The 25,117-nt window shown below is 68.2% G+C and carries 21 protein-coding genes, 2 tRNA genes and 1 pseudogene; 17 read left to right on the forward strand and 7 right to left on the reverse strand.

The features are described from left to right. Positions 1–13: 13 nt before the first annotated feature. The 4 genes from yidC to rpmH are packed head-to-tail and all read right to left on the reverse strand — an operon-like array spanning position 14 to position 2,193. A complete protein-coding gene (yidC, locus tag OHA11_RS23085; RefSeq protein WP_266499231.1) occupies positions 14–1,300 on the reverse strand; it encodes a membrane protein insertase YidC in 1,287 nt (428 codons plus the stop codon). Positions 1,301–1,303: 3 nt separating this feature from the next. Then, positions 1,304–1,669, reverse strand: coding sequence for a membrane protein insertion efficiency factor YidD (yidD, locus tag OHA11_RS23090; protein ID WP_266499233.1), 366 nt, complete (start codon positions 1,667–1,669; stop codon positions 1,304–1,306). Further along, positions 1,666–2,037 carry a ribonuclease P protein component gene (gene rnpA, locus OHA11_RS23095; protein ID WP_266499236.1) on the reverse strand — a complete coding sequence of 124 codons (372 nt, stop codon included), beginning with the start codon at positions 2,035–2,037 and terminating at the stop codon, positions 1,666–1,668. The genes yidD and rnpA overlap by 4 nt, the downstream gene beginning before the upstream one ends. Before the next feature lie 18 nt (positions 2,038–2,055). Continuing rightward, positions 2,056–2,193 carry a 50S ribosomal protein L34 gene (gene rpmH, locus OHA11_RS23100; protein ID WP_006381191.1) on the reverse strand — a complete coding sequence of 46 codons (138 nt, stop codon included), beginning with the start codon at positions 2,191–2,193 and terminating at the stop codon, positions 2,056–2,058. A gap of 397 nt (positions 2,194–2,590) precedes the next feature. Here rpmH and dnaA point away from each other — a divergent pair, with 397 nt between their 5' ends. The 11 genes and pseudogenes from dnaA to OHA11_RS23155 all read left to right on the forward strand — a co-directional run bounded on the left by dnaA (position 2,591) and on the right by OHA11_RS23155 (position 16,980). Then, the gene (dnaA, locus tag OHA11_RS23105) at positions 2,591–4,483 is read left to right on the forward strand and encodes a chromosomal replication initiator protein DnaA (protein ID WP_323186614.1); all 1,893 of its coding nucleotides are present in this window, start codon (positions 2,591–2,593) and stop codon (positions 4,481–4,483) included. Between the two features lie 1,032 nt (positions 4,484–5,515). Beyond that, entirely contained in the window at positions 5,516–6,646 is a 1,131-nt protein-coding gene (dnaN, locus tag OHA11_RS23110; RefSeq protein WP_033321309.1) for a DNA polymerase III subunit beta, read from the forward strand. 128 nt (positions 6,647–6,774) lie between these two features. Further along, positions 6,775–7,656, forward strand: a complete 882-nt coding sequence (gnd, locus tag OHA11_RS23115) for a phosphogluconate dehydrogenase (NAD(+)-dependent, decarboxylating) (protein ID WP_266499242.1) — start codon at positions 6,775–6,777, stop codon at positions 7,654–7,656. A gap of 93 nt (positions 7,657–7,749) precedes the next feature. After that, positions 7,750–8,874 (forward strand): DNA replication/repair protein RecF, encoded by a 1,125-nt coding sequence (gene recF / locus OHA11_RS23120; RefSeq protein WP_266499244.1) that lies wholly within the window; start codon positions 7,750–7,752, stop codon positions 8,872–8,874. Beyond that, complete coding sequence (locus OHA11_RS23125; protein WP_266499246.1) at positions 8,871–9,416, forward strand: DUF721 domain-containing protein; 546 nt, start codon at positions 8,871–8,873, stop codon at positions 9,414–9,416. The genes recF and OHA11_RS23125 overlap by 4 nt, the downstream gene beginning before the upstream one ends. A 286-nt stretch (positions 9,417–9,702) precedes the next feature. Next, on the forward strand, positions 9,703–11,787 hold the full coding sequence (gyrB, locus tag OHA11_RS23130; protein ID WP_323186615.1) for a DNA topoisomerase (ATP-hydrolyzing) subunit B: 2,085 nt from the start codon (positions 9,703–9,705) through the stop codon (positions 11,785–11,787). A 42-nt stretch (positions 11,788–11,829) separates the two neighbouring features. Next, a complete protein-coding gene (gene gyrA / locus OHA11_RS23135; protein ID WP_323186616.1) occupies positions 11,830–14,430 on the forward strand; it encodes a DNA gyrase subunit A in 2,601 nt (866 codons plus the stop codon). Positions 14,431–14,448: 18 nt separating this feature from the next. Then, the gene (locus OHA11_RS23140) at positions 14,449–15,273 is read left to right on the forward strand and encodes a DUF3566 domain-containing protein (protein WP_266499248.1); all 825 of its coding nucleotides are present in this window, start codon (positions 14,449–14,451) and stop codon (positions 15,271–15,273) included. Positions 15,274–15,439: 166 nt separating this feature from the next. Next, positions 15,440–15,513, forward strand: a tRNA-Ile gene (locus OHA11_RS23145). A 557-nt stretch (positions 15,514–16,070) separates the two neighbouring features. Continuing rightward, a pseudogene (locus tag OHA11_RS23150) lies at positions 16,071–16,754 on the forward strand (amidohydrolase family protein); the annotation flags it as partial. 100 nt (positions 16,755–16,854) lie between these two features. Further along, positions 16,855–16,980, forward strand: coding sequence for a hypothetical protein (locus OHA11_RS23155; protein WP_266499250.1), 126 nt, complete (start codon positions 16,855–16,857; stop codon positions 16,978–16,980). 348 nt (positions 16,981–17,328) lie between these two features. Here the strand turns inward: OHA11_RS23155 and OHA11_RS23160 are convergent, their stop codons facing one another. Further along, complete coding sequence (locus OHA11_RS23160) at positions 17,329–17,670, reverse strand: DUF6344 domain-containing protein (protein ID WP_266499252.1); 342 nt, start codon at positions 17,668–17,670, stop codon at positions 17,329–17,331. Between the two features lie 326 nt (positions 17,671–17,996). Here OHA11_RS23160 and OHA11_RS23165 point away from each other — a divergent pair, with 326 nt between their 5' ends. Together OHA11_RS23165 and OHA11_RS23170 are read left to right on the forward strand one after the other, a co-directional pair. Continuing rightward, positions 17,997–18,125, forward strand: a complete 129-nt coding sequence (locus OHA11_RS23165; RefSeq protein WP_003999697.1) for a DLW-39 family protein — start codon at positions 17,997–17,999, stop codon at positions 18,123–18,125. A 230-nt stretch (positions 18,126–18,355) separates the two neighbouring features. After that, a complete protein-coding gene (locus OHA11_RS23170) occupies positions 18,356–19,843 on the forward strand; it encodes a hypothetical protein (RefSeq protein WP_266499254.1) in 1,488 nt (495 codons plus the stop codon). A gap of 86 nt (positions 19,844–19,929) precedes the next feature. Here OHA11_RS23170 and OHA11_RS23175 read toward each other — a convergent pair whose 3' ends face one another. Continuing rightward, positions 19,930–21,654 carry a serine/threonine-protein kinase gene (locus tag OHA11_RS23175; protein WP_266499256.1) on the reverse strand — a complete coding sequence of 575 codons (1,725 nt, stop codon included), beginning with the start codon at positions 21,652–21,654 and terminating at the stop codon, positions 19,930–19,932. A gap of 130 nt (positions 21,655–21,784) precedes the next feature. After that, complete coding sequence (locus OHA11_RS23180; protein WP_055613072.1) at positions 21,785–22,336, reverse strand: hypothetical protein; 552 nt, start codon at positions 22,334–22,336, stop codon at positions 21,785–21,787. Positions 22,337–22,519: 183 nt separating this feature from the next. Between OHA11_RS23180 and OHA11_RS23185 the strand changes: the two genes are divergently transcribed. The 4 genes from OHA11_RS23185 (at position 22,520) to OHA11_RS23200 (ending at position 25,025) form a co-directional block, all read left to right on the forward strand. Continuing rightward, positions 22,520–22,592: transfer RNA gene (locus tag OHA11_RS23185), tRNA-Ala, on the forward strand. A gap of 657 nt (positions 22,593–23,249) precedes the next feature. Then, positions 23,250–23,408, forward strand: coding sequence for a hypothetical protein (locus OHA11_RS23190; RefSeq protein ID WP_266499261.1), 159 nt, complete (start codon positions 23,250–23,252; stop codon positions 23,406–23,408). Next, on the forward strand, positions 23,405–24,061 hold the full coding sequence (locus OHA11_RS23195; RefSeq protein ID WP_323186617.1) for a sigma-70 family RNA polymerase sigma factor: 657 nt from the start codon (positions 23,405–23,407) through the stop codon (positions 24,059–24,061). The genes OHA11_RS23190 and OHA11_RS23195 overlap by 4 nt, the downstream gene beginning before the upstream one ends. Further along, positions 24,045–25,025, forward strand: coding sequence for a hypothetical protein (locus OHA11_RS23200; RefSeq protein ID WP_266499263.1), 981 nt, complete (start codon positions 24,045–24,047; stop codon positions 25,023–25,025). The genes OHA11_RS23195 and OHA11_RS23200 overlap by 17 nt, the downstream gene beginning before the upstream one ends. The last annotated feature ends 92 nt before the right edge of the window (positions 25,026–25,117 follow it).

Below are 25,117 nucleotides of genomic sequence, written 5' to 3' on the forward strand. Positions count from 1 at the left end.
GATGGGCTCCTTCTTACTTCTTGGACGGGGACTTGGGCCGCTGCGGGCCCTTGCGCTGTCCGGACTGGGCCTTGCTGCGGGTGCCACCGGACGCGGGCTTGCCGCCCGCCGGCTTGGGGCCGGGCTTGGCGTCCTGCGGTTCGTCGGACTTGCTGAGCGAGGTCTTCGGCTCGGAGTCGTCCGCCGCCTTGGGACCACCGTGGGCAGCGCCCGACTGACGCTGGGACTTGCTCTGCCGCTTGGGCTGCTGACGCTTGGGCGTGGCGCTCGTCGCCGGGGTGCCGTCCTCGGTCTCGACCACGGTCGAGACCTCGCTCTTCACCACGGCGCCGTCGGCCTGGGCCGCCAGGCCCGCCTTGTTGAGGCCGTTGATGAACTTGCGCTCGAATTCGTTGCGGTCGCGGCCCTTGGCCACGATGGCCTTGACGATGGCCTTCTCACCGCGGCCGCGCGTCTTGCCGTGGTGCGTGACGCGCTTGTGCAGCCGCTCCAGATAGGAGGCCTGAGCCTTGGAACCCGGGGTCGGGTTGTTGTGGATGACGTACATCTGCTGGCCCATGGTCCACACGTTGGTGGTCAGCCAGTAGACGAGGACACCGACCGGGAAGTTGATGCCGAAGACGGCGAACATGATCGGGAAGACGTACATCAGCATCTTCTGCTGCTGCATGAAGGGCGTCTTCACCGTCGTGTCGACGTTCTTCGTCATCAGCTGGCGCTGCGTGTAGAACTGCGAGAACGACATCAGGACGATCATGATCGCCGTGACGACGCGCACGTCGGTGATCGAGGAGCCCAGCGCCTGGACCTTGGCGTCGCTGTCCGTGAACTTCGCGGCCAGCGGAGCCCCGAAGATATGCGCCTTCTGCGCGCTCTCCAGCAGCCGCTCGTTGATCACGCCGATGGTGTCGTTCGACGCGATGCTGTTGAGCACGTGGTAGAGGGCGAAGAAGAACGGAGACTGCGCCAGGATGGGAAGACACGAGGAGAGCGGGTTGGTACCCGTCTCCTTGTACAGCTTCATCATCTCTTCGGACTGGCGCTGTTTGTCGTTCTTGTAGCGCTCCTGGATCTTCTTCATCTCGGGCTGGAGCGTCTGCATCGCCCGGGTGGCCTTGATCTGCTTCACGAAGAGCGGGATCAGGCAGATACGGATCAGGATCACCAGGGACACGATGGACAAGCCCCAGGCCCAGCCCGTGTCGGGGCCGAAGATGGCGCCGTACACCGAGTGGAACTGGACGATGACCCAGGAAACGGGTGTCGTGATGAAGCTGAAAATACTGGCAATCGTGTCCACTAATCAGGCTCCTTGAGCATGGGACGGAGTCTCGGCGGCCGGGCTCGGGGGACGGTCGGACATACCGTGCCCCTCGATGGCCGGTTCGGCGGCGGAGGTTCCGCCCTTGCGTGCACGCCAGGCGTTACGCAGCACTTCGTGCCACCGCGGACGCTTGCGCGGCGGGACATGGTCCACGCCGCCCAGCGACCACGGATTGCACCGCAGGATGCGCCAGGCGGTGAGTGCCGTTCCCTTGATCGCACCGTGGCGGTCGATGGCCTGGTACCCGTAGTGGGAGCACGACGGGTAGTACTTGCACACCGGCCCGAGCAACGGGCTGATGGTCCACTGGTAGAGCTTGATGAGAGCCAGCAGTGGGTACTTCATCGCGCGCCCCCTCCCAGTAGCCGCTCCAGGGCGGCGTCCAGGTCTCGGGCCAGCTGTGCATGGTCGGCGTCGCCCGCACCGGGCAGCGCTCGTACGACTACCAGGCTACCGGGGGCCAGCAGAGCCACTCGGTCACGCATCAGATGGCGAAGCCGGCGCTTCACCTTGTTGCGTACGACGGCCCCGCCCACTGCTTTGCTGACAACGAAACCCGCACGCGTCGGGGGAGCGCTCTCCCCAGGCGCGTGCGGGTCCGTTGCACCGCTACGTAGATGGACGACAAGAAGCGGGCGTCCGGCCCGGCGTCCTCGGCGTACCGCGGTCGCGAAGTCCTCGCGCCGCCTCAGCCGATGCTCGGTAGGCAGCACGTCATGACCTGTAAGTGATCAGGCGGACAGGCTGGCGCGACCCTTGCCACGACGGTTCGCGAGAATCGCGCGACCGGCACGGGTACGCATCCGCAGGCGGAAGCCGTGGGTCTTGGCACGACGACGGTTGTTCGGCTGGAAGGTGCGCTTGCTCACTCGGGGGCTCCAGAGGAAATCGGTAGTTTCGGGGTGCCGTCCTGGCTGTCACCGTGCGCCCACGAGTAGCTCGCTTACGCCCGAGTGCACCGCTTCCCGATCACTCTTCGCGATCTGTGCCCATCGGAGGCAGGCGGCAGCAGCCATCGACAACTCGACCTGGTTACGGTACGCGCGGCTACGCCATCCGGTCAAACCAGCGCCGCCCGGGAGACACTATCCACAGCCTGGGGACAACAACTTGAACCGCATGGGTCGCCCTGACTACCGTGGCTGGACTCCGGTTCGTTCCCTTCTCCCCGCTCCATCTGATTCGTGCCGCCCGCCCCACCTCGAGTTCCAACCCCATCCGTCCCAGGAATCACACGTTCGTGGGACCCGTGAGAGAGCGTGCCCTGTGGCTGACGTACCTGCCGATCTTGCCGCAGTGTGGCCACGAGTATTGGAGCAACTTCTCGGTGAGGACCGTGGGCAGGGCGTCGAGACGAAGGACGAGCACTGGATCAAACGCTGCCAGCCGCTGGCGCTCGTCGCGGACACCGCACTGCTCGCGGTCCCGAACGAGTTTGCGAAAGGCGTGCTGGAGGGGCGTCTGGCGCCGATCGTCAGCGACACACTGAGCCGTGAGTGCGGCCGCCCGATCCGTATCGCGATCACTGTCGACGACTCCGTCGGCGAGCCCTCCCCGCCGGCGCCGCCCGCGCCTTCGCAGTCGCGCTACGAGGAGCCCGATCTCCCCTCCGCGCAGGGCCGTGACGGATACCGGGGGTACGGCCGCCACCGCGCGGACGACCACCGGGACGACCACCCGCAGGGCCGCCCCGACCAGCAGCCGCCCTCCCGCGGGGACCAGCTCCCGACCGCCCGTCCCGCGTACCCCGACTATCAGCGCCCCGACCCCGGCGGCTGGCCGAGGCCCTCGCAGGACGACTACGGCTGGCAACAGCAGCGGCTCGGCTTTCCGGACCGGGACCCGTACGCGTCGCCCTCGCAGGACTACCGGCCGCAGTCACCGGACCGCTCTCCCTACGATCAGCAGCGTTCCGACTACGAGCAGCAGCGGCCCGGGTACGACCAGCCGCGCTCCGACTACGACCAGCGCTCGGACCGCCGCGACCGGCGGCCCGAACCGCCGTCGCAGTCCGGCAACGGGCATCTCCACCGAGGCGGACCCGTCGGCTCCGGGCTGCCCTCCTCCAGTGGTGCCCCAGGTCCGCTGGCCGCACAGCCGGCGCCCGCGGCCGGTCCCGGCGAGCCCACCGCGCGCCTCAACCCGAAGTACCTCTTCGACACGTTCGTCATCGGCGCCTCGAACCGCTTCGCGCACGCCGCGGCGGTCGCCGTCGCCGAAGCGCCCGCGAAGGCGTACAACCCCCTCTTCATCTACGGGGAGTCGGGACTCGGCAAGACGCACCTGCTGCACGCGATCGGGCACTACGCGCGCAGCCTCTACCCCGGCACGCGCGTGCGGTACGTGAGTTCCGAGGAGTTCACCAACGAGTTCATCAACTCCATCCGCGACGGCAAGGGCGACAGCTTCCGCAAGCGGTACCGCGAGATGGACATCCTGCTCGTCGACGACATCCAGTTCCTGGCGGACAAGGAGTCGACGCAGGAGGAGTTCTTCCACACCTTCAATACGCTCCACAACGCGAACAAGCAGATCGTGCTCTCCAGTGACCGGCCGCCCAAGCAGCTGGTCACCCTGGAGGACCGGCTGCGGAACCGTTTCGAGTGGGGCCTGATCACCGACGTCCAGCCGCCCGAGCTGGAGACCCGGATCGCCATCCTCCGTAAGAAGGCGGTGCAGGAGCAGCTCAACGCCCCGCCGGAGGTCCTGGAGTTCATCGCGTCCCGCATCTCGCGGAACATCCGCGAGCTGGAGGGCGCGCTGATCCGGGTGACGGCGTTCGCGTCGCTCAACCGGCAGCCCGTGGACCTCGGTCTGACGGAGATCGTCCTCAAGGACCTGATCCCGGGCGGCGAGGACTCGGCCCCGGAGATCACCGCGACGGCCATCATGGCGGCGACCGCCGACTACTTCGGTCTCACGGTGGACGACCTGTGCGGCTCCTCGCGCAGCCGCGTGCTGGTGACGGCACGCCAGATCGCCATGTACCTGTGCCGCGAGCTCACGGACCTCTCCCTGCCGAAGATCGGCGCCCAGTTCGGCGGCCGCGACCACACGACCGTCATGCACGCCGACCGGAAGATCCGCGCGCTGATGGCCGAGCGCCGCTCCATCTACAACCAGGTCACCGAGCTCACGAACCGCATCAAGAACGGCTGACAGCCACGGCGGTACGTCGCTGAAGGCGCCCCGGGACACGTTCCCGAGGGCGCCTTTCGACGTTCCCGGACGCGTGCGCAGGCGTGCCGACGCGCGTCAGGCATCGTTCCGGCACCCCTCCGAAGACGATTCCACCGCTCTCGTACGCCTCCTGAGGGCCCTCATTCCGCCCGGATCCGCCTGGATCCGGGCTCGGGCGCCCCTCCCTGCTGTGCCCGCAGTCGTTCCGCCGACACCCGACGACCACCTGTTGTTCGAATACACGCCCCGGTTACGGCCGTCCTCCACAGATTCGGGGACTTTCTCGCGTCCACACCCTGGGGACTGGGAAGTTGTCCAGATCGTGTCCACAGGGTGTGCTGCCGAAAGGACGTCAGGCCAGGTCAGCCGGTTGTGGATTCGTGGACGAACGATCTCCACAGACTGTGGACGAAGAAAGAATCCACAGGGTGTGCAGAAAGTTGTCCACCGGCAGCCCACAGGCTGGGGGCGGTTGTCCCCAGCGACCGGAGGCTTCTCCACATCGCTGTCCACTGTTCGGCAACGCGACGCGCCTCCTCACCGTGTCGAGTGAAAGGCGTCACACGAAGGTGCCGGGTTGGGCTGTGGGGAACGTGGGTAAACCTGGGGACGGCGCTGGGGAGAAGTGCCCCGAGTCTGTGCATCGGGTGTGCAGAACTTTTCCCTGTCCACAGCGGACCCCGGTTTTCCACCGCCTCCACCCACAGGGTCAGTGGACAAAAAACCGACTCTGACCTGCGAATACGCGGTTATCCACGGTATCCACAGCCCCTACTACTACTCCCAACTAGAGAGAGCTTGGGAATCGATTCGAAGACGGGGCTGTGCACAACTCGCGCTCGGTGCCTCAGGTGCCGCTCGGTACGACTTGACCCCGAGGGGCACCGACTGTCAGTGCGGTGCGTCAGACTGGTCCCCGGTGTCCTTCCCCTGACAGGGCTGAGCGACACCGAGTCAGACGACGAAGGCGAAGCAGGGCGAGAGCGCCGGCAACAGACGGAGGCGGCAACGGTGAAGATCCGGGTGGAACGCGACGTACTCGCGGAGGCAGTGGCCTGGGCGGCACGCAGCCTCCCGGCCCGTCCGCCGGCGCCTGTGCTCGCCGGCCTTCTGCTGAAGGCCGAGGAGGGCGCACTGAGCCTCTCCAGCTTCGACTACGAGGTCTCGGCACGGGTCTCCGTGGACGCCGAGGTCGACGAGGAAGGCACGGTGCTCGTCTCCGGCCGTCTGCTCGCCGACATCTGCCGCGCTCTTCCCAACCGGCCGGTGGAGATTTCCACAGACGGTGTACGGGCGACCGTGGTCTGCGGCTCCTCCCGCTTCACCCTGCACACACTGCCTGTGGAGGAGTACCCGGCGCTGCCGCAGATGCCGTCGGCGACAGGCACCGTCCCCGGTGAGGTCTTCGCCTCGGCCGCTGCCCAGGTGGCCATCGCGGCCGGGCGAGACGACACGCTTCCCGTCCTCACGGGCGTCCGCATCGAGATCGAGGGCGACACGGTCACCCTCGCCTCCACCGACCGCTACCGCTTCGCGGTCCGTGAGTTCCTGTGGAAGCCTGAGAACCCCGAGGCGTCCGCGGTGGCCCTGGTGCCCGCCAAGACGCTCCTGGACACCGCCAAGGCCCTCACAAGCGGCGACAGCGTCATCCTGGCGCTGTCCGGCTCCGGCGCCGGCGAGGGTCTGATCGGCTTCGAGGGCGCGGGACGGCGCACGACCACGCGTCTGCTGGAGGGCGACCTCCCGAAGTACCGCTCGCTGTTCCCGACGGAGTTCAACTCGATCGCCGTCATCGAGACCGCCCCCTTCGTGGAGGCTGTCAAGCGCGTGGCCCTGGTCGCCGAGCGGAACACCCCGGTGCGGCTCTCCTTCGAGCAGGGCGTGCTGATCCTGGAGGCCGGCTCCAGCGACGACGCACAGGCTGTGGAGAGGGTCGACGCCCAGCTGGAGGGCGACGATGTCTCGATCGCCTTCAACCCCACGTTCCTGCTCGACGGCCTGAGCGCCATCGACTCTCCGGTGGCGCAGCTCTCCTTCACGACGTCCACCAAGCCGGCGCTCCTCAGCGGCAAGCCCGCCGTGGACGCGGAGGCGGACGAGGCGTACAAGTACCTGATCATGCCGGTGCGGCTCAGCGGCTGACGAAGGCCGCAGGTGGGGGCATACGTCTGAGCGGCTATGCCCACAGATGTGCGGGAGCGTCCGGGTTTAGGCTCGGACGCAGGTACGAAAGTGCCCTCCTGCCACATCGCTAGTGAAGGAACAACCTGATGGAGCTCGGTCTCGTCGGCCTCGGCAAGATGGGCGGCAACATGCGCGAGCGCATTCGCCGCGCAGGCCACACCGTCATCGGATACGACCGCAATCCGGACGTCGCCGATGTCCACAGCCTCGAGGAGCTTGTGGGCAAGCTCAAAGCTCCGCGCGCGGTGTGGGTGATGGTTCCGGCCGGGGCGGCCACCCAGTCGACGATCGACGAGCTCGCCGAGCTCCTGGCGCCCGGTGACGTCGTCGTGGACGGCGGGAACTCACGCTGGACGGACGACGAGAAGCACGCCGAGGAGCTGGCGGCCAAGGGCATCGGCTTCGTCGACTGCGGCGTCTCTGGCGGCGTCTGGGGCCTGCAGAACGGCTACGCGCTGATGTACGGCGGCGACGCCGAGAACATAGCCAAGGTCCAGCCGGTCCTCGACGCCCTCAAGCCCGAGGGCGACGCCGGCGTCGGCGCCGTACACGCGGGCAAGGTGGGCGCGGGCCACTTCTCGAAGATGGTCCACAACGGCATCGAGTACGCCATGATGCAGGCCTACGCCGAGGGCTGGGAGCTCCTGGAGAAGGTCGACTCGGTCACCGACGTGCGCGAGGTCTTCCGCTCCTGGCAGGAGGGCACCGTCATCCGCTCCTGGCTGCTCGACCTGGCGGTCAACGCACTGGACGAGGACGAGCACCTGGAGAAGCTGCGCGGCTACGCACAGGACTCCGGAGAGGGCCGGTGGACCGTGGAGGCCGCCATCGACCACGCGGTGCCGCTGCCCGCGATCACCGCGTCGCTGTTCGCACGGTTCGCGTCCCGGCAGGACGACTCCCCGCAGATGAAGATGGTCGCGGCGCTGCGGAACCAGTTCGGCGGCCACGAGGTCGAGAAGAAGTGAACCCGGCGAAGTGAGTCCGTCGAGCAGCGAGTAGAAGTAATCCACAGGTCCGCACCGCGGATCCACAGCCCTGGGGGAGGTCGGCGAACGACCATGCACGTCACGCATCTGTCGCTGGCCGACTTCCGCTCGTACGCCGGGGTCGAGGTCCCGCTCGACCCGGGCGTCACTGCGTTCGTGGGGCCCAACGGACAGGGCAAGACCAACCTCGTCGAGGCGGTCGGCTATCTCGCCACCCTCGGCAGCCACCGTGTCTCGTCCGACGCGCCCCTGGTGCGGATGGGTGCCGACCGCGCGATCATCCGGGCCAATGTCCAGCAGGGGGAGCGTCAGCAGCTCGTCGAGCTGGAGCTCAACCCCGGCAGGGCCAACCGCGCCCGCATCAACAGGTCCTCGCAGGTCAGACCGCGTGATGTGCTCGGCATCGTGCGGACCGTGCTGTTCGCACCGGAGGACCTCGCGCTGGTCAAGGGCGATCCGGGCGAGCGCCGGCGCTTCCTCGACGAGCTGATCACCGCACGCTCCCCACGTATGGCGGGCGTGCGTGCGGACTACGACCGTGTCCTGAAGCAGCGCAACACGCTCCTGAAGTCGGCCGCGCTCGCCCGTCGCCACGGCGGTCGCACGATGGACCTGTCCACGCTCGACGTGTGGGACCAGCACCTCGCGCGCGTGGGCGCCGAACTGCTCGCCCAGCGCCTCGACCTGGTCGCCGCGATCCAGCCGCTGGCCGACAAGGCGTACGAGCAGCTGGCGCCCGGCGGCGGTCCCGTGGCGCTGGAGTACAAGCCCTCCTCGCCCGAAATCGTCGGTCACGCGCGCGAGGAGCTGTACGAGCAGCTGATGGCGGCGCTGGCGGAGACCCGCAAGCAGGAGATCGAGCGGGGCGTCACCCTGGTGGGACCGCACCGGGACGAGCTGCTGCTCAAACTCGGCGAGCTGCCCGCGAAGGGTTACGCGTCGCACGGCGAGTCCTGGTCCTACGCGCTGGCGCTGCGCCTGGCCTCGTACGACCTGTTGCGGGCCGAGGGCAACGAGCCGGTGCTGGTCCTCGACGACGTGTTCGCCGAGCTGGACACCCGTCGCCGTGAACGCCTCGCCGAGCTGGTCGCCCCGGGCGAGCAGGTGCTGGTGACGGCCGCGGTCGACGACGACGTACCGGGCGTACTGACGGGGACGCGGTTCACCGTGTCCGGGGGCACGGTGGAGCGCGTATGAGCGAGAACACACCCGATCCGAAGCCCGAGCCGGCGAAGGACCCGGAGCCCTCCGGCGTCGACCTCGCGCGCGTGGCCCTGCGCGCGGCGAAAGAACAGGCACGCGCGCGTGGGGACGCGGCGCGGCAGAAGAAGCAGGCGCGGCGCGGCGGCCTGCGCTCGGGCGCGCACGCCGACGGCCGCGACCCGATGGCGCTCGGCTCCGCCATCAACCGGCTCATCACGGAGCGCGGCTGGGAGACCCCGGCCGCCGTCGGCGGTGTCATGGGCCGCTGGCCGCAGATCGTCGGCGACGACCTGGCCAACCACTGCGTACCGGAGAAGTACGACGAGGACGAGCGCGTACTGATCGTGCGCTGCGACTCGACGGCCTGGGCGACGAACCTGCGGCTGCTGGCTCCGCAGCTGGTCGCCCGCCTGAACGAGGACCTCGGGCACGGCTCGGTGCGGCTGATCAAGGTGCTCGGTCCCGCGGGTCCCGCCCAGCGCTTCGGCCCCTTGCGCGCGCCCGGCAGCACCGGTCCCGGTGACACCTACGGGTGAGGCAGACCGGATGGTATGCCGTTCGTAGCGCGGGGTTGACACCTCGAAGCGCTGAGTGGCGCTCTGCGCCTCTTTGAGCCCGGGTCCGCATATGGGGAGTCGGTGGAGACCGGTTCAGGGCGGCACATGCGGACTCAGGTACCGGCAAACCCCCATCACTGTCGGCGCTACCGGTAGACTGGAGGCTAATCCCGCCCCACTTGTGGGACGCACCGAGCAACGCTGACTAAGGCTTACCAACGCAACACGCCGCAGCCGCTCCGGCCACCTGCCGGGAGCTTGGCTTGTGCTGTGCCAGAAAGGGCGCTTCGTGGCCGATTCCGGCAACCCCAACGAGAACATCCCGTCCACCGACGCCGGCGCGAAGCGCGAGGCCAACACCTCGAACGGCGAGGTCACAGCCTCGTACGACGCCAGCGCCATCACCGTCCTCGAGGGTCTGGACGCGGTCCGCAAGCGACCCGGCATGTACATCGGCTCGACCGGTGAGCGTGGGCTTCATCACCTCGTGTACGAGGTGGTTGACAACTCCGTCGACGAGGCGCTGGCCGGGCACGCCGACACGATCGAGGTCACGATCCTCCCCGACGGCGGCGTGCGCGTCGTCGACAACGGCCGCGGCATCCCGGTGGGCATCGTCCCGTCCGAGGGCAAGCCCGCCGTCGAGGTCGTCCTGACCGTGCTGCACGCGGGCGGAAAGTTCGGTGGCGGCGGCTACGCGGTCTCCGGCGGTCTGCACGGCGTGGGCGTCTCCGTCGTGAACGCGCTGTCCACGAAGGTGGCCGTTGAGGTCAGGACCGACGGGCACCGCTGGACGCAGGACTACAAGCTGGGCGTCCCGACCGCCCCGCTCGCCCAGCACGAGGCCATCGAGGAGACCGGCACCTCGGTCACCTTCTGGGCCGACGGGGACATCTTCGAGACCACCGACTACTCCTTCGAGACGCTCTCGCGGCGCTTTCAGGAGATGGCGTTCCTCAACAAGGGTTTGACAATCAAACTCACTGATGAGCGCGACTCGGCGAAGGCCACGGCGGGCGCGGACGAGGCCGGTGCGGACGACATCGCCGAGGTCAAGACCGTCACGTACCACTACGAGGGCGGCATCGTCGACTTCGTGAAGTACCTCAACTCCCGCAAGGGAGACGTGGTCCACGACACCGTGATCGACATCGAGGCCGAGGACAAGGAGCGCATGCTCTCCCTCGAGGTCGCGATGCAGTGGAACAGCGGCTACAGCGAGGGCGTGTACTCCTTCGCCAACACCATCCACACGCACGAGGGCGGTACGCACGAGGAGGGCTTCCGCGCGGCGCTCACCGGTCTCATCAACCGGTACGCGCGCGACAAGAAGCTGCTGCGCGAGAAGGACGACAACCTCACGGGCGACGACATCCGCGAGGGTCTGACGGCGATCATCTCGATCAAGCTCGGCGAGCCGCAGTTCGAGGGCCAGACCAAGACCAAGCTGGGCAACACCGAGGCGAAGACCTTCGTCCAGAAGGTCGTCCACGAGCACATCAGCGACTGGCTGGACCGCAACCCGAACGAGGCCGCGGACATCATCCGCAAGTCCATCCAGGCGGCCACCGCGCGCGTGGCGGCCCGCAAGGCCCGTGACCTCACCCGCCGCAAGGGGCTCCTGGAGACGGCGTCGCTGCCGGGCAAGCTGAGCGACTGCCAGTCGAACGACCCCACCAAATGCGAGATCTTCATCGTCGAGGGAGACTCCGCCGGTGGCTCGGCCAAGTCCGGCCGCAACCCGGAGTACCAGGCGATCCTCCCGATCCGGGGAAAGATCCTCAACGTCGAGAAGTCGCGGATCGACAAGATCCTGCAGAACCAGGAGATCCAGGCGCTGATCTCCGCTTTCGGCACCGGGGTCCACGAGGACTTCGACATCGCGAAGCTCCGCTATCACAAGATCATCCTGATGGCGGACGCCGACGTCGACGGCCAGCACATCAACACCCTGCTGCTGACCTTCCTGTTCCGCTTCATGCGGCCACTGGTCGAGGCCGGGCACGTGTTCCTGTCGCGCCCGCCGCTCTACAAGATCAAGTGGGGCCGCGACGACTTCGAGTACGCGTACTCGGACCGTGAGCGCGACGCCCTGACCGAGCTCGGCCGCCAGGCGGGCAAGCGCGTCAGGGAGGACTCGATCCAGCGCTTCAAGGGCCTCGGTGAGATGAACGCCGAGGAGCTGCGCATCACGACGATGGACCAGGAGCACCGCGTCCTCGGTCAGGTCACGCTCGACGACGCCGCCCAGGCCGACGACCTGTTCTCGGTCCTGATGGGCGAGGACGTCGAGGCGCGCCGCGCGTTCATCCAGCGCAATGCCAAGGACGTCCGGTTCCTCGACATCTGAGTCGGTCTCAGCTGACCGCACCAGAAAGGATCTTCACCAGCAATGACCGACGAGACACCTCTTTCCCCCACTGGTCCGAGCACTCCTGAAGAGGGCGAGATCGCGTTGCGTGTCGAGCCCGTCGGGCTCGAGACCGAGATGCAGCGCTCGTACCTCGACTACGCGATGTCCGTCATCGTGTCGCGCGCCCTGCCCGACGTACGGGACGGTCTCAAGCCCGTCCACCGCCGCGTCCTGTACGCCATGTACGACGGCGGCTACCGGCCCGAGAAGGGCTTCTACAAGTGCGCCCGCGTCGTCGGCGACGTCATGGGCAACTACCACCCGCACGGCGACTCCTCGATCTACGACGCGCTGGTCCGCCTCGCGCAGCCGTGGTCGATGCGGATGCCGCTGGTGGACTCCAACGGCAACTTCGGTTCTCCGGGCAACGACCCGGCCGCGGCCATGCGGTACACCGAGTGCAAGATGATGCCGCTGTCCATGGAGATGGTCCGCGACATCGATGAGGAGACCGTCGACTTCACGGACAACTACGACGGCCGCTCCCAGGAGCCGACCGTTCTGCCGGCCCGCTTCCCGAACCTGCTGATCAACGGCTCGGCGGGCATCGCGGTCGGCATGGCCACCAACATCCCGCCGCACAACCTGCGCGAGGTCGCGGCCGGCGCCCAGTGGTACCTGGAGCACCCGGAGGCCTCGCACGAGGAGCTCCTGGACGCGCTGATCGAGCGCATCAAGGGCCCCGATTTCCCGAGCGGCGCCCTTGTAGTGGGCCGAAAGGGCATCGAGGAGGCGTACCGCACGGGCCGCGGCTCCATCACGATGCGCGCGGTCGTCGAGGTCGAGGAGATCCAGAACCGCCAGTGCCTGGTGGTCACCGAGCTCCCCTACCAGGTCAACCCCGACAACCTCGCGCAGAAGATCGCCGACCTGGTGAAGGACGGCAAGATCGGCGGCATCGCGGACGTCCGCGACGAGACGTCGTCCCGTACGGGCCAGCGCCTGGTCATCGTCCTGAAGCGGGACGCGGTCGCCAAGGTCGTCCTGAACAACCTCTACAAGCACACCGACCTGCAGACGAACTTCGGCGCCAACATGCTGGCGCTGGTGGACGGCGTGCCGCGCACCCTGTCGCTCGACGCGTTCATCCGCCACTGGGTGAGCCACCAGATCGAGGTCATCGTCCGCCGTACGCGCTTCAGGCTGCGCAAGGCCGAGGAGCGCGCGCACATCCTGCGTGGCCTCCTGAAGGCCCTGGACGCCATCGACGAGGTCATCGCGCTGATCCGGCGCAGTGACACCGTAGAGATCGCCCGAGAGGGCCTCATGGGCCTCCTGGAGATCGACGAGATCCAGGCCAACGCCATCCTCGAGATGCAGCTGCGCCGCCTGGCCGCTCTGGAGCGCCAGAAGATCGTCTCCGAGCACGACGAACTCCAGGCGAAGATCCGCGAGTACAACGCGATCCTGGCCTCGCCCGTGCGTCAGCGCGGCATCATCAGCGAGGAACTCGCCGCGATCGTCGAGAAGTTCGGTGACGACCGCCGCTCCAAGCTGGTGCCCTTCGACGGCGACATGTCCATGGAGGACCTGATCGCCGAAGAGGACATCGTCGTCACCATCTCGCGCGGTGGCTACATCAAGCGCACCAAGACCGAGGACTACCGCTCGCAGAAGCGCGGCGGCAAGGGCGTACGCGGCACGAAGCTCAAGGAAGACGACATCGTTGACCACTTCTTCGTGTCGACGACGCACCACTGGTTGCTGTTCTTCACCAACAAGGGCCGGGTCTACCGCGCGAAGGCGTACGAGCTTCCCGACGCCGGACGTGACGCGCGTGGACAGCACGTCGCCAACCTGCTGGCCTTCCAGCCGGACGAGGCGATCGCCGAGATCCTCGCGATCCGCGACTACGAGGCGGCGCCCTATCTGGTGCTCGCCACCAAGGGCGGACTTGTGAAGAAGACGCCCTTGAAGGATTACGATTCGCCCCGTTCCGGCGGCGTCATCGCGATCAATCTCCGTGAAACGGAGGACGGTTCCGACGACGAACTGATCGGTGCCGAGCTGGTTTCGGCAGAGGATGATCTGCTTCTGATCAGCAGAAAGGCACAATCGATCAGGTTCACGGCGACGGATGACGCGTTGCGTCCCATGGGCCGTGCGACCTCGGGTGTCAAGGGCATGAGCTTCCGTGAGGGAGACCGGTTGCTCTCGATGAATGTTGTTCGACCCGGTACGTTCGTGTTCACTGCTACAGACGGTGGGTACGCGAAGCGGACCGCCGTCGACGAGTACCGCGTTCAGGGTCGCGGTGGCCTGGGGATCAAGGCCGCCAAGATCGTCGAGGACCGCGGCTCGCTCGTCGGCGCGCTGGTGGTCGAGGAGACCGATGAGATCCTCGCCATCACGCTGTCCGGCGGTGTGATTCGTACGCGAGTCAATGAGATCAGGGAGACGGGCCGTGACACCATGGGCGTCCAACTGATCAACCTGGGCAAGCGCGACGCCGTAGTGGGCGTCGCACGTAACGCCGAGGCCGGTCGCGAGGCCGAGGAAGTCGACGCCGCGGTCGACGACTCGGACGAGGTCGAGACGGTCGCCGGCACGGACGAGGGCGAGGGGTCCTCGGACGAGTAGCGCGAGGAGTGAGCCATCGTGAGCGGAGCCACGGGCGCCGGTTCGACCGATACGGATACGGACGGCGGCCGTGGCCCCGCCACGGAGACGACCCACTCCCATGACTCTCATGGATCCCAGGGGGGAACTGTGACGGACACCAGAGGCCCGCAGACGCCGCAGTACGCGGCGGGTGCGGCCCCAGGCTCGCAGGTGCCTCCGGGCCCGGCGCCTTCTCCGGGGCCGGCGCCGGGGCCGGGACCAGCTCCGGGGCCGACTCCGGGACCGATTCCCGGGCCGCCTCCCGGGCCGCCTCCCGGGCCGGCGGCTCCTGTGGGCGCGGCGGTACCGCCGGCTCCGGGCTCTCCGCTGCCCGGGGAGCGGCAGCCGCAGCAGTCTGCTCAGCCGTATCACCCGCCCCAGGCGTACCCGGTACAGCCGGCGCCCTCCGGCGCCGTCCGCAGGCCGCGCACCGGGGCGCGTACGACGCCGCGCACGCGCAAGGCGCGCCTGCGGGTGGCCAAGGCCGACCCCTGGTCGGTGATGAAGGTCAGCTTCCTGCTCTCCATCGCGCTCGGCATCTGCACGATCGTCGCGGCCGCGGTGCTGTGGATGGTCATGGACGCCATGGGCGTCTTCTCCACGGTGGGCGGCACGATCTCCGAGGCCACCGGCTCGAACGAGTCCAACGGCTTCGACCTGCAGTCCTTCCTGTCGCTGCCGCGTGTGCTCATCTTCACGTCGATCATCGCGGTCATCGACGTCGTCCTCGCCACCGCGCTCGCCACCCTCGGCGCGTTCATCTACAACCTCTCCGCGGGCTTCGTCGGCGGTATCGAGTTGACGCTCGCGGAGGATGAGTAAAACGTTGTCGTAACCGCTTCACGGTGAGAGCTCGTCCCTGTCGGGGATGAGCTCTCACGCTGTCGGAGCGGGCGGGAGCGGGGCCCGGATACCGATTTTGGGACTGACCCCGTCGTGCGCTAATCTTCAGAGGTCAGCGCGCGGGACATACACCGCAGAGCGCGGCGGGGCTATAGCTCAGTTGGTTAGAGCGCATCCCTGATAAGGATGAGGCCACAGGTTCAAATCCTGTTAGCCCCACATCTAGAAGCAGTGTCGAGAAGGCGTTTCCCCTGGTGGGAGGCGCCTTCTTTGTGTTTGGAGACTGGGGCGGGGTGCTTGGGGTGCGCTGGTCCGGGAGGGGCTGGATCGGGGCTGCGGAGGACGATCGTCTTTCGGGATTCACTCAACTCCTCCCAGCCTTGCGGGGCTTATGACCTACGGGTGCTCCGGCTGAGAGCGGACCGTCCCAACCCCGTTTCCTCCGAGCGGTGTCCTATGGCGTTGGAACGGCCGTGAGCAGGTCTGGGCGGGTGTTTCGGGAGAGCGCCGCGAGAGCGCGAGGAGAGCGCCGGGATAGGTGGGCTCGGAGCCCTCAGCTGTCCTCCTGTGTCTTCCTGCACCTCGCGGGCCGGCGGAAGCAGGAGATCCTGCCCCGGGGTGCTTCTCGCCGGTGACGCTCCCTCGGATTCCGAGGTCCTCGCGGGCGGCTTCGTGGAAGGCGTCGCGGATGCGTCGACGCCAGTCGTCCAGGGCGCCTGTGATCTTCCCCGTCGCCTGTCAGCCGATCTCGGAGGAGGACGTTCAGTTCGTGGCCGGCCTCGGCCGAGATCCGGCGCAACGCGGCCTGTGGGGTGCGTGCGGTGACGTTCAGCGAGATCCCGACGTCTGGGGCTGGCGTCGATCCACATCGGTTACTGGGACCCGATTCCTTGCCTGGGACCCGTTCTTCGCCGTCTGCCAGGAGACTGGGACTCCGGTGAACCTGCGCATCGGGTCGAGCAGCCAGATGCCGGCGGCGTCTCCGGACGCGCCGCCCACCGTCCAGTCAGCGCTCAGCTTCATCCACGCCGTGGCGTGGATGAAGGACTTCCTGTTCACCGGGGTCCTGGTGAAGTTTCCTCGGCTCGAACTCGCCTATAGCGAGGGGTAGATGGGGTGGATTCCGTACGCCCTGGAGCGAGCCGACGACGTGTGGGAGGGGCGCCGGGCTTCGGGCGGGGGTGCGGGATCTGATCCCGGATCCGCCGTCGTCGTGCTGATACCGGCAGATCTTCTGCTGCTTCTACCGCGGCAAACACGGCATCGAGGCGATCGAGACCGTGGGCGTGAACAACACGACCCTCGAGACGGACTACCCGCACGTCGACTCGACGTGGCCGGAGGCAAAGAAGGGGGCGGCGGAGCGTGTGAGTGGGCTGCCGGATGACGTGGCGTACAAGCTGTTGCGAGGGAATGCGATTCGGATGTTGGAGCTGTCTTTTGATGATGGTGAAGCCTGAGTCGGTAGTTCGGCCGTGCTCCTCTTCGCGATGGTCACGCGCCGTTGTGTGGCGGAGCGGGAAGCGACTGGGTGCGCGCAGCCGTGGCGCAGCGAACGATATGAGACCGGACGTGATCGGCGACGCGCTGCACGAGCTGTGGAGTTACGACCCGACGCGGTTCACGTACATCAAGGCGCACTGGCGCGACTACGTGTTCCACGTGAATGAGAAGGCGCAGGGGTGACAGGGGGCGGAGAGGTGATTGGAGTGCCGTTATCGGCGGGGAGGCGAGGAGACGCGCCTCCGCGTCGTCCTGGAGATGACCGACCTCGGCTGCACCAGAGGTCGGTCCGGGCGGGCTTTCACCCCAGGTCGCAGATTCAAATCCCATTGGCCTCACGCAACAAGACCCCCCAACCAGTCCTGGTTGGGGGTCTTCGCAGTGTGCCCGGTGTGTACGCAAGTTCGCCCCGGACGTGAGGTGCGTGAGAGGTGATCAAGAGAGGTGATCAAGAGACGTAATCGAGGTCTACGTAGAGGCCGAGTTACGCGGAAGAGGGTCTACGTAGGGGCCTGTTTGTCGGCGCTCGGTCTACGTCCGGTCCGTGCAGTGGGCGGCGGAGTCCGTCGCGGGCTCCTCCTCGTCGGAGGTCTCGCCCGTGTCCGTCGGCGCGCGGTGGCGGCAGCTCGGTGAGGAGCCGTGGGCCTCGGCGCGGATGCGTTGCTTCATAGTGGGGGGCAGGGAGCGGGCGAAGGCCCACGCCCAGGCGGCCGTCGGCGGGAGCGTCACGGCCGCGGTGCTGTTGCGCGGGCTCTCCGGCTGCTGTACCGGTGTGGCCGCGCGGGCCGTGGCGACGAGTCCGAGCGTCGTGCACAGTGCGATGAACGCGGTGATGACCGCGGTCCACAGCTTCATGACCCTGTTCTTGGCCATGGCCCCTCACTTTCGGGTTGGGCGATTTGCGTACTTTCCTCATGATGTGTATGGAGGTCGCGAAGTGGTGGATCCGCGCCCGTGGCGCGTCGATCTTCAGATCAACACCACCCAGATGGACCCAAGAAGACCGAAAAGCAGGGAAAAGTAGAGAAAGTCACAGTGTGTGGTGACTGTTCACGCTCCGCAGGGAGCGCTGCCGTCCGGTTCTACTGCTGTGTGCCGGGCGGGAGTTGGCGACCGGCGCAGGTCACCGATCGGTATCGGCCGGTGTGTATAGTCGGGCGGCAGAAGTCCCCTACGTCAAGGAAAGACGAGGTCGCGCGGTGAAGAAGCTTCTCCTGGTCGCACTGGCCGCCATCGGCGGGCTCCTCGTGTACCGCCAGATCCAGGCGGATCGCGCCGAGCAGGATCTGTGGACGGAGGCGACCGACTCCGTGCCCACGGGTTCGTGAGTATCGACGACAGTCTCAGTACAGACCCCGGCCGCCTCGCGGTCGGGGTTTTGTGTTGCCAGGGTGCCAGGGGGCGTAGGTCACGACAGAGCGTCGTGGACGTCACAGGAAGCGCTTGAGTAGCTGAAGAAGGGATGACGCGGCGGCCGGAGGGGCAGGATGGTCGAGGCTTCGCGGCGTCCGGGACGGCTTCGGGACAGTGATGGTGCCGGTCCGCGGATGCCCGGTGAGTGACGATCCGGTGCTACGGCGAGGGGTGGCGCGTGATGGGGCGGCGCACGGGACGGTGGCGCGGCCGTACGGTCCTGGCCGGGGCGGCGGCGCTGTTCTCGGTCGTGGCGTCGGTGGGGCAGGCGACGGCGGCCGGTACTCCCCCTCCGTACCGCTTCGCCGCCGACGCCGAACGGGTCGAGGGCACGACGACGGCCACGGACGCCGTACGGCTGACCCCCGGCACGACCTACCGGAGCTCCATCCGAAACAAGGGGAAGCTCTATTACGGGCTGCGGCTCGACGCCGTGTCCACCGCGTACGTGTCGGCCACCGCCGTCCCCAAGGCGGGAACGAAGGTCGTGTACGCGGACGGCATCAAGGTGTCCATCCAGGACCCCAACGGCCACAAGTGCTTCTCCGGAGACGCCGCCGAAGCACGCTTCGGCCCCACCGAGACCCCGCGACCGCTCACCGCCTGGGCCTCGCGCAGGACCGGCCCCGGCACGTATTCGTGCAAGGGCGCGGGGACGTACTCCGTGCTCGTCGAGCGCATCAGCGGGGCCGAGTCCTCGCCGGACGACTGGGAGCTGGAGCTTCGGTACGTGTCGGAGCCCGCGCTGAAGAAGGCCGCTTCGACGACCGCCCCCGAGGTCTGGAACTCCGCTTCCCCGCAAGTGATCGACGGCCCCGCCAGGCCCCGTAAGGGCGGTACGAGCTTCAACGAGGCGCGTGCCCTGGAACAGGGCGTCTGGAAAGACCTGGTGCAGGCCGGGCAGACGCTCTTCTACCGCGTTCCCGTCGACTGGGGGCAACAGTTCTACGCCACCGCCGAACTGGGTCCCGCGAGCGGCGACGGATTCCTGGGCAACGCCCTCGGCCTGTCGCTCTACAACCCGGTGCGCGCCCTGGTGGACGACGCCGGCGCCGGATACGACGGCACGCAGAAGTCGGCCACGCTGGAGCCGCTGCCCCCCGTCGCCTACGAGAACCGGTACGACATCGACGATCAGGTGAGCGGCATGCGGTTCGCGGGCTGGTACTACCTGGCCGTGCACCTCGGCGAGGAGATGGCCGACAAGTTCGGCGACGGGCCGTTGGATCTGACGCTGCGCGTGCGGGTGAGCGGTGTGGCCGGGGCGCCGGTTGCGTACGACGGAGCCGTCGTGCCGCGTGACGTGTTCGACGTCACCGCGGGGGACAAGGACGCGGCGTCGATCGGCGCCGTGGCGCCTGGCGGGGACGGGGACGGGGACGCGGGACCGGACGGGAACACCGCGATGAAGGCGGTGGCCGCGGGCGGGATCGGCGCGGGGACCGTACTGGTCCTGGGGCTCGGTGTGTGGACCGTGGTCGCGAGACGGCGGGCGGCGGCGGCGGCCGGAGCGGCGGCACCCGCAGCGGGGAGTCCCGGAGCAGGGAGTCCCGGAGCGGGGGCGGTGGCCGTGCCGTTCGCCGACCGGCCGGACGCGCGGTCGCGGGAGTACGGGCCTCCGCGAACCTGGTAGTCCACGGGCCAGGGCTGCCACAGTCCCCGGGCCCCGGGAGCCTGTCCTGAAGTCCATGGGCTCCCCGTGGACTACAGGCTGCAGGCTCAGATCTGTGTCAGCGCCCAGAATCCGACCGCGAAACAGGCCAGCGCGAGCAGGAGCACCGGAACCGCCACGTTCGCGGGCGGCCCGGGCCGCCGCGGCGCCCGCCTGGCGCGATGCCGCGCAACTGGCTGCGGCTGAGGCGGAACCCGAACGTCTTGAGCGGTGTATGAAGCAGTAGAGGCGAATTCGCGCGGCTGCGGCGGCGACACGGGGGTCGGAGCCGAGACGTGCGGAGCCTGGGGGGAGGGCGTGTGAGTGGGTTCGTACGGCAGCGACGGGGAGTACGCGGGGTTCGGGATCGTCGGCGACGTGGGGGGAGTGGGAGGCTGCTCGGGCTGTGGTTGCGCCTGTGGGTGGGGCTGCGGCTGGTGCCGCTGTATGTGAGAGGTGCTGGTCCGGGGTGGGGGCGGCTGAGGGAAGCTGCCGCTGTCCGACACGGCGGGGGACTGCGGGGGGACGGGTGCGGTCGTCGGCGGTGGCGGTACGTCTCCGGGGGTGAGGGGAGACGGTACGGCGCCGGCGTGGGGATGCTGAGGAGCAATGTCCGCGGGAGGCGTCGGTGGGACAGCACCCGTGCGGGTCCGGGGCCAGGCCGTGTCGGTGTGGGCGTCGGGGGACACGGCACCGTGACGTGCCTCAGGAGACGTGGTCGCCTGGGGGGATACGGCTCCCGCGTGGGCCTCGGGCCAAGCGGTGCTCCGCGCTCGCGCCTCACGCCCCTCCGTGTCCGTCCGAGCGCTCGGAGACGCGGGACCCGACTGCTGCGACGGGGTCGAGGTGCTCGGGCCGTGGTGTTGAGGCGCCGTGTCGTGAGGCTGGGCACCACCGGACGCGGCGGTGGTCGTGAGGGGGCCCTGCGGGCCGAACTCCGCCGGAAGCGGGCCTAGTTGGTCGAAGATCTCGATCAGCTCGTCGTCAGGACCGGGCTCCGGGAGGAGCTCCCTGGCCGCGGCGAGCGCCTTGCGCGCCCCTGTGGCGGTGCGGAACCGCGCCTGCGGGTCCGGCTGGAGCAGAGAGGCCACGATCTGCCACAGCGGCTCGGGAACCCCCTTCGGGGCGCCCGGGGTGCCGTGGGCCGTGAAGTGGTCGACCAATGCCTTGGCATCGGGCTTGGCGCCCTCCAGGAGATAGAGGGCGACCAGGCCCACGGCGAAGAGGTCGGCGGGGAAGTCCGGCTCCGCTCCGATCAGCTGCTCGGGCGCGAAGTAACCGGGCGTCCCCACCACGTAGTTGGTCTCCGTCAGCCGGGGCTCACCCAGCCGCATCGAGATGCCGAAGTCGGACAGCCGCAGCCGCGGACGGCCCGTTCCGGTCGCCTCCAGGAGGATGTTGGCGGGCTTGATGTCACGGTGCACGACCCCCTCCGCGTGCACCGCGGCAAGCCCCGCCAGCAGCTGGTCGAGGAGAGTGCAGACGAACACCGGCGGCAGGGGGCCGTAGTCCCCGATCAAGTGGACCAGCGAACCGCCTCCGACGAGGTCCATGGTGAACAGGACCTTGTCGTCGTCGGCGGCCCAGCTGGCGGGTGCGAGCACATGGGGGTGGTCGATCCGTAGTGCCTGCTCCCGCACGAAGCGCAGCAGCGAGTGCGCGTCGCTCTGCTGGAGCACCTTGGCGGCCACATACCGGCGCCGCCTGTGGTCCCAGGCGCGCCAGACGGCACCGACTCCCCCGCGTCCGATCGGGTCGACCAGTTCGTACCGGCCGGCGAAGACCTCACCCATGGTCGTGCGTCGCTCCCCCTTCGGCGGTCGGTACAGCGGCCCTTCCGAGGTGCCCGGCTGCCTGGCTTCCAGTGTCCGGCAGGCCCAACAGGCCTTCGGCTACCGGGTGTTCGGCGGCCGGGCGGTGTGCTCAGCTCTGGTGGGACTGGTAATGGGCCACCGCGTCCGAGGTGCGGCCGGCTCCGTACACCCGGAGGAACTCTGCCAGTTCCGGGTGGGTCGGGGCGAGGGTGTCCGCCGCCTCGATGATGTCCCCCGCGGCAGCGACCGAACGCAGCAGTGACTGGATCTCGCGCACCACACGCTTCACCGTGGGCGCACCCCCCGAACTGGTCGTCGACTGCGTGGTGTTGCTGAGCACCGAGCCCCCTTGCGACTTCTTGATCTCGTCCATCCGCTCGGTGGCCTCGGCAGCGCTCACACTGCCGTCCGCCACCTGCCCCGCAAGATCCTGCAGTAGCTGTACGCGCTGGACCACCGCAGGGTTCCCGATTTTGGCGCGTTGGCCGCTCATCAGCTGCGACAGCATGGGCGCTGACAGGCCGAGCACTCCCGCGAGGCGCGCCTGATTGAGCCCCAGATCGTCTATGAGCCTACGGAAGAGCGCCCCCAACGGCTCTCCGTACCAGTTCCGCTGCAGCTCCCGGGCTCTTGCGGTTGCTTCCTGCTGTGCGGCGTCCATTCGCGTCTCCCCATCGCTTCCCCAAGTACCGCGGTTCGCTGTCGCGAACCACGTCGAGCATCTTACGGAGAGTGGTCGTGCGCGGGGAGCCCCAATCTTTTTGCGGGATACCGGGGGTGACCCGGTACTCTGGTCTGCGGCGCTGTTCAAGAAGGACATCCTTCTGGCAGATGCCTCCCTTCCGGGGCCTTAGCTCAGTTGGTAGAGCGCTGTCTTTGCATGGCAGATGTCAGGGGTTCGACTCCCCTAGGCTCCACGGAACGAACCCCCTCTGATCGGCTTAGCCGCAGGTCAGAGGGGGTTTTCTTATGTAGTGAGCAGTGCAGGCGGGAGGTGTGGAGCCCGCCTTTTGGGGGACTCCTGAGGTGTCCTGGCCGCACTGTGGCGGCGTCCATGAGCGGCTGCCCGCCCTGCCCGTCGAAGCTTTTGATCTCGTGTGCCTCAGGGATGGTTCCACGCCGTGATGGGCTGATCAACGGGCCTGAGATGGCCGGGAATTGACCGTCCGTTCTGGCGTGACGTGGCCTCGTCAATCTTCATGGTCCCGCTCCCCTCGGGCGCCGGGGCCCCGCGGGGCGGGTGCGAGCGGTGAGGTGCATCACAGAATCGGGGCAATGTAATTTGCAATTGTTTGCGCAAAGTGACGCCTGGTGACAGGTCCGCGGGGTCCTCGCGCAGGTGACTGAGGTGGCGTGGCCGTAGTGGGTGGGAGTAGTGAAGGGTTGCGTGAGCTGCTGTGAACGGAGATGTGTAACCAGAACACTGCGCTCCGTTAAGAAAGTGTGTGCGGGTGTTGCACGCCTGGCCCGTTGCAAACGTCATCGTGAACGGAGGGCGTAAAGCAGGCGCTCTCCCGAGGCCGCCAGAAGCGCACACGAGGCCTCGCCTTCCGCGAGGAGAGGCAAAACCGCACGTGAATCTGGACGTTGCATGCGATGTGATCCTGGCGGTGCTCGCACTGCGGGTGTTCGGCCGTGACGCGCTCGGTCTGCTGCGCCGCGTGGCCGCGGCCGGAGTCCGGGCGGGCATCACCGAGATGCGGCGCGAGGGCGGTACGGAGGGGCGGACATGAGCCAGGACCTTCCCCGATACGCGACTGGTGCCCGGCCGATGAGGACACTGCCGCTGGATTTCGAGGCCTTCCACCGGATGTACCGGCCGATCTATGTCCACTGGGCGGAGATCCGGCTGGGCAGCAGGGCCGATGCCGAAGAGGCCGTAGACGCGGCCTTCGAGAAGTTACTGAGGGCCTGGCCCACCGTCCTGACCAAGGAGAACCCGACCGCGTACGCCTGGCGCGTGCTCAGGCACACCACGATCGACTTCGCCAGGGCCCGAGACCGTCGTCCCGCACTCATGGGCGAGGCCGCCTTCGAGACGGTGGCGCTCCGTCAGACGGTCGACCCCATCGGCCAGTTCGAGGAAAGCCTCAGCCTCTACGAGGCGATCGGGCAGCTGCCGCCACGTCAGATGGACGTCATGCTCCTGCAGTTCGGCCAGGGCTTCACGGTGGAGGAGGTGGCGGCCGCACTCGGGATCACCCCGGCGGGCGTACGCTCCACGGTCCGCCATGCCAGGCGACGGCTGGAGCACGCTTACGGGGTCAAGCGGCGGCTGGAGGCCACGCGGAACGAGAGCGACCCACAGGGCGAGAGCGCCCTGCGCAGCGAGGGTGCCGCGCGGAGCGAGAGCGAGGAAGGGCATGCCGATGACATCGCACATTGACGAACTGCTCGCCCGCGCCAGGCTGCGACGCGAGCCCTACTCCGCGGCCGCCATCGACGCTGGCGCGGCCCGCCTGGCGGCCCGAGCGGCGGTGCGGTGGGACGAAACCGAAGTGCGACCCTGTCCTACGCTCCACGCCCGCAAGGCCGCCGAGCCGACCGGCGAGGACTGGGTCAGGGAGAGTGCCCTCGGCAAGAACCCGGGCAGGAACGCGGGCGAGAGCGGCTCGTGCGACGAGACCCAGACCGAGGAACGCTCCACAGACAGAAGCCCGACCGGCGAGGGATCAGTGGAGGAGAGTTCCGCCGCCGACGATCTCCAGACCCTCTGCGAGACCGTGATCACCTACACCGGAGCCCTCGCCGACCTCCGGGACTTTCTCGCCCGGGCCCTGCCCGAACCGTCCGGGGCGCGCGTCCTGGGGTGCATGCTGCAGCTCTCCGAGCGCGAGGAGTCCGCCCGCTTCTGGTGGCAGTACGCCGCAGGGGCCGGCGACCCCACCGCCAGCTACTGCCTCTATCTGCACCACCGGGCCCTGGGCGAGCACGGAGCAGCCGATTGGTGGCACACCCAGCACACTCAGCACGCACAACAGGCCCAGCACATCCAGCACACCCAGACCGACGCCGTGGCCGCCGGGAAGACCGGATCCGAGGTCGCGATCACCACCACGCTGCGCATCCTCCGCGCGCTGAAGCCGGACGACTCGCCCGTGCCCGAACCGGTCAACGCCGTCCTGCACTACGTGCCCGCGGCCGTCGCCTACGTGGACGACGACCTGGATCTTCCCCTGCCGGACCCCGACTTCACCGACCGCATAAGGGCCCTCACCGCCACACCTTCCGCTTCTTCGACTCCGACCGCACCGGTCGGCGGCGCGGCGGAAGCCCCCTGCCGCTCCTGTAAGCGCAAGCCCCTGCCGGAGCGCAGGCGTTCACGCCGCACCGCGACCGGTTTCACGTAGAGCCGGTTTCACGTGAAACCGCAACGCGGTTGGTTCCGCGTGAGGGGCTGGTTCCACGTGAAACATCGTGGGGGGCAGGAGGCCCCAGGCCT

Source organism: Streptomyces sp. NBC_00878 (assembly GCF_026341515.1).
Taxonomy (GTDB): domain Bacteria; phylum Actinomycetota; class Actinomycetes; order Streptomycetales; family Streptomycetaceae; genus Streptomyces.

Bases quoted from the DNA above. Each gene is read 5' to 3' on its own strand.
- yidD (WP_266499233.1), bottom strand. From the start codon at position 1,669: ATGAAGTACCCACTGCTGGCTCTCATCAAGCTCTACCAGTGGACCATC.
- gnd (WP_266499242.1), top strand. From the start codon at position 6,775: ATGGAGCTCGGTCTCGTCGGCCTCGGCAAGATGGGCGGCAACATGCGC.
- recF (WP_266499244.1), top strand. From the start codon at position 7,750: ATGCACGTCACGCATCTGTCGCTGGCCGACTTCCGCTCGTACGCCGGG.
- OHA11_RS23125 (WP_266499246.1), top strand. From the start codon at position 8,871: ATGAGCGAGAACACACCCGATCCGAAGCCCGAGCCGGCGAAGGACCCG.
- gyrA (WP_323186616.1), top strand. From the start codon at position 11,830: ATGACCGACGAGACACCTCTTTCCCCCACTGGTCCGAGCACTCCTGAA.
- OHA11_RS23155 (WP_266499250.1), top strand. From the start codon at position 16,855: ATGAGACCGGACGTGATCGGCGACGCGCTGCACGAGCTGTGGAGTTAC.
- OHA11_RS23160 (WP_266499252.1), bottom strand. From the start codon at position 17,670: ATGGCCAAGAACAGGGTCATGAAGCTGTGGACCGCGGTCATCACCGCG.
- OHA11_RS23175 (WP_266499256.1), bottom strand. From the start codon at position 21,654: ATGGGTGAGGTCTTCGCCGGCCGGTACGAACTGGTCGACCCGATCGGA.
- OHA11_RS23180 (WP_055613072.1), bottom strand. From the start codon at position 22,336: ATGGACGCCGCACAGCAGGAAGCAACCGCAAGAGCCCGGGAGCTGCAG.
- OHA11_RS23195 (WP_323186617.1), top strand. From the start codon at position 23,405: ATGAGCCAGGACCTTCCCCGATACGCGACTGGTGCCCGGCCGATGAGG.
- OHA11_RS23200 (WP_266499263.1), top strand. From the start codon at position 24,045: ATGACATCGCACATTGACGAACTGCTCGCCCGCGCCAGGCTGCGACGC.